Source organism: Phenylobacterium sp., from assembly GCF_030654915.1.
Taxonomy (GTDB): Bacteria; Pseudomonadota; Alphaproteobacteria; order Caulobacterales; family Caulobacteraceae; genus Phenylobacterium.
Genome location: NZ_JAURWM010000285.1, coordinates 1 through 8,347, shown reverse-complemented (window position 1 = coordinate 8,347; position 8,347 = coordinate 1). Strand labels below are relative to the sequence as shown.

The 8,347-nt window shown below is 68.5% G+C and carries 9 protein-coding genes; 6 read left to right on the top strand and 3 right to left on the bottom strand.

Features of this window, described 5'->3' with window-relative positions; translation table 11 throughout:
- Window positions 1-1,052: acyl-CoA dehydrogenase family protein (locus Q7T84_RS15105; RefSeq protein WP_304810423.1), on the bottom strand; the 1,052-nt coding region annotated here is incomplete at its 3' end.
- A 201-nt stretch (window positions 1,053-1,253) separates the two neighbouring features.
- On the opposite strand from Q7T84_RS15105, the gene Q7T84_RS15100 reads away from it, so the two are divergent.
- From Q7T84_RS15100 to yaaA, 4 genes are read left to right on the top strand one after another with little or no spacing between them, the layout of a single operon-like run.
- A complete protein-coding gene (locus Q7T84_RS15100) occupies window positions 1,254-2,519 on the top strand; it encodes a YceI family protein (protein ID WP_304810421.1) in 1,266 nt (421 codons plus the stop codon).
- A complete protein-coding gene (locus Q7T84_RS15095; RefSeq protein WP_370653669.1) occupies window positions 2,450-3,415 on the top strand; it encodes an L-threonylcarbamoyladenylate synthase in 966 nt (321 codons plus the stop codon). Before Q7T84_RS15100 ends, Q7T84_RS15095 begins: the two co-directional genes overlap by 70 nt.
- Window positions 3,416-3,439: 24 nt before the next feature.
- A complete protein-coding gene (locus Q7T84_RS15090) occupies window positions 3,440-4,849 on the top strand; it encodes an FAD-binding oxidoreductase (protein ID WP_304810419.1) in 1,410 nt (469 codons plus the stop codon).
- A 7-nt stretch (window positions 4,850-4,856) separates the two neighbouring features.
- Entirely contained in the window at window positions 4,857-5,657 is an 801-nt protein-coding gene (gene yaaA / locus Q7T84_RS15085; protein ID WP_304810417.1) for a peroxide stress protein YaaA, read from the top strand.
- A gap of 66 nt (window positions 5,658-5,723) precedes the next feature.
- Here yaaA and Q7T84_RS15080 read toward each other — a convergent pair whose 3' ends face one another.
- Window positions 5,724-6,164 carry a hypothetical protein gene (locus tag Q7T84_RS15080; protein WP_304810415.1) on the bottom strand — a complete coding sequence of 147 codons (441 nt, stop codon included), beginning with the start codon at window positions 6,162-6,164 and terminating at the stop codon, window positions 5,724-5,726.
- A gap of 88 nt (window positions 6,165-6,252) precedes the next feature.
- Window positions 6,253-7,050 (bottom strand): glutathione S-transferase family protein, encoded by a 798-nt coding sequence (locus Q7T84_RS15075; RefSeq protein WP_304810413.1) that lies wholly within the window; start codon window positions 7,048-7,050, stop codon window positions 6,253-6,255.
- A 141-nt stretch (window positions 7,051-7,191) separates the two neighbouring features.
- Here Q7T84_RS15075 and Q7T84_RS15070 point away from each other — a divergent pair, with 141 nt between their 5' ends.
- Both Q7T84_RS15070 and Q7T84_RS15065 read left to right on the top strand, forming a co-directional pair.
- Entirely contained in the window at window positions 7,192-7,974 is a 783-nt protein-coding gene (locus Q7T84_RS15070) for an SDR family NAD(P)-dependent oxidoreductase (protein WP_304810411.1), read from the top strand.
- 159 nt (window positions 7,975-8,133) lie between these two features.
- Window positions 8,134-8,347: nitronate monooxygenase (locus Q7T84_RS15065; protein WP_304810409.1), on the top strand; the 214-nt coding region annotated here is incomplete at its 3' end.

Genomic DNA, 8,347 nt, shown 5'->3' with positions numbered 1-8,347 from the left:
GCCTCGATCTTGGCCTTCATCAGCAGCAGGGTGCGGCGCACGTCGGGGTGGCCATAGAGCGGGGCGGGGTACTCCGCCGACCAGACCGCGCGGCCTTGCTTGCGCTCCTGGCTAAAGGCCAGGGCCTGTTGGAAGGCCCGCTCGGCGATAGCCACGCCCTGAACGCCGACCTGCAGGCGAGCCGCGTTCATCATCACGAACATATGGGCGATGCCGTTGTTCACCTCGCCGACCAGTTCGGCCTGGGCGCCTTCGAACAGCATGACGCAGGTGGGCGAGCCGTGGATGCCCAGCTTGTGCTCGATGGAGCCCGCGCGCAGCGTGTTCGCCGCGCCGAGGGCGCCCTGGTCGTCCACCAGCCGCTTGGTCGCCAGGAACAGCGAGATGCCTTTCATGCCAGGCGGCGAATCGGGGAGGCGCGCGAGGACCAGGTGGCAGATGTTCTCCGCCGCGTCGTGGTCGCCCCAGGTGATGAATATCTTTTGGCCGGTCAGGCGATAGCCGCCCTGGCCGTCCGGTTCGGCGCGGGTGGTGACGGCGGCGAGGTCCGAGCCGGCCTGCGGCTCGGTCAGGTTCATGGTGCCGGTCCATTCGCCGGAGACCAGCTTGGGCAGCACCAGCCGCTTCTGGCGCTCGCTGCCGTGCAGGGCCAGCGCCTCGATGGCGGCCTGGGTCAGCATCGGGCAGAGGCCAAAAGCCATGTTGGCGGCCTGGATCATCTCGAAGACGGCCAGCTCCATCGCCTTGGTCAGGCCCTGGCCGCCATGCTCGGGATCGGCCGACAGCGAGTTCCAACCGCCGGCCACGAAGGCCTGGTAGGCGGCGGCGAAGCCCGGGGCGGAAACCACCGCGCCGTTTTCATACCGTGCGCCGACCTGGTCGCCCTTGCGGTTCAGTGGGGCGAGCTCTTCCTCCGTAAAGGCGCCGGCGGCCTCCAGCACGGCGGCGACCGTGTCCTCGTCCAGCTCCGGAAAGCCTTGCGCCACCAAGGCTGGATGGCCGGCGGTCTTGAGGGCGAGCGTCAGATCGCGAAGCGGCGCGCGAAAGGTCATTGCAGGACTCCGGAGGATATTGCGGTTCTTTAAGCCAAGGGGGCGGAGAGCTCCAACACTTCACGGCTTCGTGAGGCCGGCGACGCCTTTCCGTGAAGGCGGCTTGGAGCCATCTGCGGACGTGAGCTTCACCGGAGGCGAGACGGGCGATGATCCTGAGCTAGTGTTCAAGACTGAGATCACCGAGAGACAGCCGAGTCGATGACCCGCACCCGCTACAGCACCGTCGCCATTGGTCTTCATTGGCTGATCGCCGCGGCGATCATCTTCCAGGTGATCCTGGCCTGGCGGATGGACGGTCGGACCCCCCAGGGCTTCGCCCTCATCCAGCTTCACAAGTCGGTCGGCATCTCCATTCTGCTGCTGAGCTTGGCGCGCCTCGCCTGGCGCTTGACCCACCGTCCGCCGCCGTTGCCGGCGGGTATGGCGACTTGGGAACGCTGGCTCGCCAAGGTCGCCCACATCGGCCTCTATGTGATCATGATCGGCCTGCCGATCACCGGCTGGATCATGGTGTCGACCAGCCGCATCCAAGTCCCGACCCTGCTGTTTGGCATGGTCCCCTGGCCGCACTTTCCCGGGTTGGCCCATCTCGTCGGACCGGCGAAAACCGCCTGGAACAGCTTTGGCCATACGGGTCACGAGGTGCTGGCCTGGGGCGCCTATGTGCTGATCGCCCTGCACGTGGCCGGCGCTCTGAAGCACCAGCTTTTCAGCCGCGACGAACCCGTGCTGGCCCACATGGCGCCGGGCGCCAAGCCCGGGCGCTGGTTCGATCCGCGCCTGATCGCGATCGCGGTGGTGGCGCTTGGCGTGGCCGCCGCCGCCCAGACCATCCGGCCGGCCGCCCAGGCGTCGAAGCCGTTGCCGCCCCCGCCGGTGGTCGAGGTCGCCGCCGTTGATGCGACGTCGGCGCCGCCGCCCGTGGTGGAGGTCGCCGCGGCGACGCCGGCCGTCCAAGCCCCGGCCGAAGCATCGGTCTGGACCGTGAGCAAGGGCTCGACGCTGGGCTTCACCACCACTTGGGGCGGTCAGGCCATCGAAGGCCGCTTCGACCGCTGGACCGCCGACATACGCTTCAGCCCCGAGGCGCTCGACAAGTCCAAGGTGAGCGTCAGCATCGATCTCGCCTCGGCGGTCACCGGCGATAGCCAGCGCGACGAGTCCCTGAAGGGCGGCGATTGGTTCGACACCGCCAACCACGCCAAGGCGACCTTCACCGCCAACAGGTTCGAGAATACCGGAACCGACCGTTACGTCGCCCATGGCCAACTCGCCCTGCGCGGCGTCAGCCGTCCGGCGCGCCTGCCGTTCCGCCTGCAGATCGAAGGCGACAAGGCGCGCGTCAGCGGTGTAACCAGCCTCGACCGCACAGCCTTCGGCGTCGGACAGGGCGAGTGGACAAAGACCGATCAGATCCCGGCCGACGTGAAGGTGAACGTCAACCTGACGGCGACGCGGCGCTAGCCGCGGCCGAGGCGGCTCTGCGCGCCGGGGGCTTGGTGATCCTGCCGACCGAGACGGTCTACGGCCTGGCCGGCGATGCGTCCGACCCGGCCGTGGTGGCGGCGATCTTCGAGGCCAAGGGCCGGCCGCGCTTCAACCCGCTGATCAGCCACGTGGCCGACCTGGCCGCGGCCGAGAAGATCGCGATCTTCGACGACCGCGCCCGCAAGCTGGCCGAGCGCTTTTGGCCGGGGCCGCTGACCCTGGTCCTGCCCATCGCCCCCGACACCCCGGTCTGCGACCTGGCCCGCGCCGGGCTCGACACTGTTGCTGTGCGGGTCCCTGGTCACCCGCTCGCCCATGCGCTTCTGGCGCGGTTCGGCGGGCCGGTGGTGGCGCCCTCGGCCAATCGCTCGGGGCGTCCGAGCCCGACCAGCTTCGCCGACGCCGTGGAGGAGACCGGCGTCAGCGCCGCCGCCGCCCTCGACGGCGGTCCCTGCGAGGTCGGGCTGGAATCCACCGTCGTCGCCCTGCTGGACGAGGCGCGTCTGCTGCGCCCCGGCTCGGTGACCCGCGCGCAGATCGAGGCCTTGATCGGCCCGCTGGCCGAGGCGCAGGCCGACGCCAAGCGCTCGCCCGGCCGCCTGGCCCGCCACTATTCGCCCAAGGCCCCGGTGCGTTTGAACGCCACGGCGCCTGAACCTGGCGAGGCCTATCTGGCCTTCGGTCCCGGCGATCACCGCTGGAACCTCAGCCCCTCGGCCGACCTGCGCGAGGCGGCGGCGCGGCTGTTCGCCTACCTGCGCGAGGCCGACCGCACCGACCCCGCCGCCATCGCCGTCGCGCCCATTCCGCACGAGGGCCTCGGCGAGGCGATCAACGACCGGCTCAAGCGCGCGGCGGGCTTTGTCGGCTAGGCGCCAGGCGCTAGGATCGGCGCCATGACCGTTTCCATTTCCGCCGATGTCGTCTCCCGCCTCAAGGCCGTGCTGGGCGAGGGTGGTTGGAGCCAGGACCCTGAGCGCCTGGCGCCCAAGCTGGTCGAGTGGCGCGACCGCTGGCACGGGAACACGCCCTTTCTCGCCCTGCCGAAAACCCCGCGGGACGTCGCCGCCGTCATCGGGATCTGCGCGGAGGCCGGCGTGCCGATCACGCCCCAGGGCGGCAACACCGGCCTGGTCGGCGGCCAGATCCCGCTCGGCGAAATCCTGCTCTCCACCGAGCGCCTGCGGGCCATCCGCGACATCGACGCCCTCGACGACGTGATCGTCGCCGAGGCCGGGGTCACCCTGGCCGCCGTGCACGAGGCGGCGCTGGAGAAGGGCCGCCGGTTCCCGCTGGATCTTGCCTCGGAGGGCACCGCCACCATCGGCGGCGTGGTCTCCACCAACGCCGGCGGCACCGCGGTCCTGCGCTATGGAAACACCCGCGACCTAGTGCTGGGCCTGGAAGCCGTGCTGCCCAACGGCGAGATCTGGAACGGGCTGAAGCGCCTGCGCAAGGACAACACCGGCTATGATCTCAAGCAGCTGCTGATCGGGGCCGAGGGCACGCTGGGCGTCGTCACCGCAGCCAGCCTGAAGCTGTTCCCGGTCCTGGTGTCGCGCGCCACCGCCATCGCCGCGGTCGATACGCCGCAGGCGGCGAGCCAACTGCTGGTCCGCGCCAAGGACGAGGCCGGCGGCGCGGTCGAGGCCTTCGAACTGATGGGCCGGCGCGGGATCGAGTTCGTGCTGAAGAACATCGCCGGCCAACGCGATCCGCTGAGCGAAATCCATCCCTGGTACGTGCTGATCGAACTCGCCTCGGGCGAGCCTGGCGCGGCGGAGGCGGCGATGGAGCGTCTGCTCGGCAAGGCGCTGGACGACGGCCTGATCCGCGACGCCGCCGTCGCCCAGACCCAGGCCCAGGCCAAGGCCTTCTGGTCGATCCGCGAAAACCAGTCGCCGGGCCAGAAGCCCGAGGGCGCGACCTGGAAACACGACGTCTCGGTGCCGGTCAGCCGGGTCGCCGAGTTCCTGGACCAGGCGACCGCGCGCATGGAGGCCCTGGTTCCCGGCGGTCGCGTCACCGCCTTTGGCCACATGGGCGACGGCAATATCCACTACGACGTCATCCGCCCGGACGGCGGCGACGACGCCGTCCACTCGGCCCTGCGCGCCGAGGGCTCGCGGATCGTCCACGACATCGTCGCCTCGATGGGCGGCTCGATCTCGGCCGAGCATGGCCTGGGCTCGATGAAGACCGAGGAGGCCCGGCGCTACAAGTCGCCGGTCGAGGTTGCGGCGCTGTCGGCGATACGGCAAAGCCTGGACCCCAAGCGGATCATGAACCCGCGCGTCCTCTTCTGAGTCCCCCATGCTGATCGTCATCTCACCCGCCAAGGCGATGGATTTCACGCGCCCGGACATCGCGGTCGCCGCGACGACGCCTGAAATGGCCGCCGACATCGCCGAACTGGCGGTCACGACCAAGAAGCTGAAGGCCTCGGACCTGAAGCGGATGATGGACCTGTCGGACAAGCTGGCGGATTTGAATCGCGAGCGGTTCCAGGCCTTCGACCCGGCCATGGAGGATGGCCTGCAGGCCGCCTTCGCCTTCAACGGCGACGTCTATTCGGGGCTGAAGGCCCGCGAGCTGGACAAGAAGGCGCTGGCCTTCGCCCAGGACCGGGTGCGGATCCTCTCGGGGCTCTACGGGGTGCTGCGGCCGCTGGACGCCATCCAGGCCTACCGCCTTGAGATGGGCGTGCGGATCAAGACGGGGCGCGGCGGCAGCCTCTATGACTTCTGGGGCGACAAGATCGCCCAAGCGCTCAATGAGGCCGCGCGCGGCCACAAGGACCCGACCCTGGTGAACTGCGCCAGCCAGGAATATTTCGGCGCGGTCGACGTGAAGGCCCTGAAGATCCCCTTGGTGACGACCAAGTTCTTCGAGGAGAAGGACGGCTCGTCGAAGATCATTTCATTCTACGCCAAGAAGGCTCGCGGCTTGATGGCGCGCTACGTCATCGACCATCGTATCGAGCGGGCCGACGATCTGCGGGCCTTCGACACCGCTGGCTACAGCTTCCAGAAAAGCGCCTCGAGCGACACCGAATGGGTGTTCTCGCGCCCGCAACCGCCGCCCCCTTCGGCGGCGAAGAAGGCCAAGGCCTGATCTCCCGTCGCGGGGAGGTCGTCGAGGGCGGTTGGACGGCGACCGAGCAGACGCCGTCCCTGTCGGCTATTTTTTGAACGTCAGTTCCCGCCCGGTGACCTGGCCGCGCAGCACGCGGACGCTCTCGCGGGACACCGCGGCCTGGTTCGCCTTCGGCACGCTGCCAAAGGCGGCGGTCATGACCGCCTCACCTTCCTCGGGCGGGCGGTCCAGGACGGCCATGTTCTTCAGCTGGACCATCAGGATGACGTCGGGTTCCCCGTCCCGAGGCGAGTCCACGGCGATCACGCGATAGTCGAGGACGTCGCCCCGCTTCTTGTCCGCCTCCTGGATGCCGCGCCAGGTGGAGTTCAGGTAGGACATGTAGTCATCGAACATGCCCGGCTTGGTCTCGATATAGCTGATCTGCCAGACCGGGCCGAGATCGTAGGTCCTGGGGGCGTTCTGGGCCTGAGCCGACGAACTGATCGCCAGGGCCAGGGCGGCGGATACAAGGATCGTCCTCACGCGAAACTCTCCTTTGTCTGTGCGCATTGTCGCGCCGGCCCAGCTTGCTCCCCGCACATAAATATAACAATGTTCTTTGAGTTGTGACTCAGCGCGGTCCGAAGTCGGGGCTGAACCGAATATTGTCGTGGGCCAGGCCGTCGATCACCACCTGGGCGCCGCCACTCTTGATCATCCATTCCAGCCGATGATCGCGGTACTCGCGCTTGAACAGGCCCTGGCGGACCAGTTCGGCGACATTGGGCATGGCCGAGGCGCTCGCCGAGGCCGCGGCCTCTGCCGAGGTTTGCGCGACTGAGGCCCGGGCGTTGGCCCGCGCCAGCCAATCCTCCAGCTTCGAGCCCTTGTCCGGCGGGAAACCGTGGCCGACCGAGCCGTTGAGATAGGGCGCCACCGCCAGGTCGCCCCAGCCGAACGCCTCGCCGTTGAACCAGGTGCGGCCCTCAAGCTGGCCTTCCAGCCAGCCGAACCAACGGCGGGTCTGGCTGGCGGCGCGGGCCAGCAAGGTGCGCTCCAGCTCGCCTTCGGCGCGGCGGAACCAGCGGATCTCCGAGAGCCCCCAGTTGATGGCCTCGAAGTGGGTGTCCATCGCCTCTTCCAGCATCCGCACGCGGGCGCGCTCGGCCGGCGTGGCGGGCAGCAGGGCCGGGGTCGGCCAGCGGTCTTCGAGGTACTCGAGGATGATGGTGGAGTCGAAGATCATCACCTCGCCGTCCACCAGGGCCGGGACCTCGGCGCGGGGATTGGCCTGGATGAACTCGCCCTGAGCGCCGCCGGCTCCAAGGCCGCCGGGCGTCAGCATCTCGAACGGCTGGCCCTTCTCGCGCAGCGCGATCTTGACCTTCTGGGCGTAGGGCGAGAGCGGGTGATCGTAGAGCTTCAGCATGGCCAGTCTCCCTCGGCGCTCGGTCGTCGCCTCCCAGGATCGAACGCTCGTGGCTCGGAAAGTCAATTGGAGGCGCTTGACGGCCGGGGCGTAAGCACGCTCCCTTGCGCCCAACAATTGTTTGAAAATGAGGGAAACGCCGTGGCCTACACACCATTCGATCTCACCGGAAAAGTGGCGCTGGTCACCGGCGGCAACGGCGGCATCGGCTTCGGCATGGTCGAGGCCATGGCCCAGGCTGGGGCCGATATCGTGATCTGGGGCTCCAACGCCCAGAAGAACGCCGACGCGCAAGACAAGCTCAAGGCGACCGGCGTGCGGGTCCTGACCCAGGTGGTCAATGTCGCCGACGAGCATGCGGTGGCCGCCGGCATGGTCGAGGCGGTGGCCAAGATGGGCCGGGTCGACACCGTGGTCGCCAACGCCGGCATCGGCGGCGGCGCCAAGTCGTTCTCCGAGTTCCCGACCGAGACCTATCGCAAGGTGCTGTCGGTCAATCTCGACGGGGTGTTCTTCACCTTCCGCGAGGCTTGCAAGCACATCGTCGCGCGCGCCGAACAGGGTGATCCTGGCGGTTCGCTGGTGGCGATCTCCTCGCTCTCGGCCCTCGACGGCGCGGCCCGCAACCAGGCCTATGCCGCGACCAAGGGCGCGCTGATCCCGATGATCCGCGCCATCGCGGTGGAGCACGCCCGCTATGGCCTGCGGGCCAACGCTATCCTGCCGGGCTGGATCGCCACCGACATGACCGCCGGCGCCCAGGACAACGACAAGTTCAACGACAACGTCATCAAGCGCGTGCCGATGCGCCGCTGGGGCAAGCCGGCCGATTTCGGCGGCATGGCGGTCTACTTCGCCTCCGACGCCTCGGCCTTCCACACTGGCGACTCGGTGCTGATCGACGGCGGCTACGGCATTTTCTAGGGCTGCCACCTTCCCAACCTTCGTCGTCCCCCGGATCGTCTTTCAGACGCCCGGAGGATGACGAGTTTGGCGTCGCCACGCCCTTCATGACGTCGGGTCACGGTTTCAATCGCCGACGCCCGGCGCCATCCTCCCGGCATAAGATTTGGGAGGATTTCGATGACGCTGCACACTCCGCTTTGCGACCTGCTGGGGGTCAAGCACCCGATCATGCTCGCCGGCATGGGCGGCGTCTCCTACGCCGAACTGGTGGCCGCGGTGTCGAACGCCGGCGGCTATGGCGTCCTCGGCATGGCCGGGCGCACGCCCGAGTTCATCCGCGATGAGATGCGTAAGGTCAAAAGCCTGACCGACAAGCCGTTCGGCGTCGATC

Excerpts from the sequence above, each read along its gene's own strand:
- Q7T84_RS15100 (WP_304810421.1), top strand. The coding sequence starts at position 1,254 with ATGACCCGCACCCGCTACAGCACCGTCGCCATTGGTCTTCATTGGCTG.
- Q7T84_RS15090 (WP_304810419.1), top strand. The coding sequence starts at position 3,440 with ATGACCGTTTCCATTTCCGCCGATGTCGTCTCCCGCCTCAAGGCCGTG.
- yaaA (WP_304810417.1), top strand. The coding sequence starts at position 4,857 with ATGCTGATCGTCATCTCACCCGCCAAGGCGATGGATTTCACGCGCCCG.
- Q7T84_RS15075 (WP_304810413.1), bottom strand. The coding sequence starts at position 7,050 with ATGCTGAAGCTCTACGATCACCCGCTCTCGCCCTACGCCCAGAAGGTC.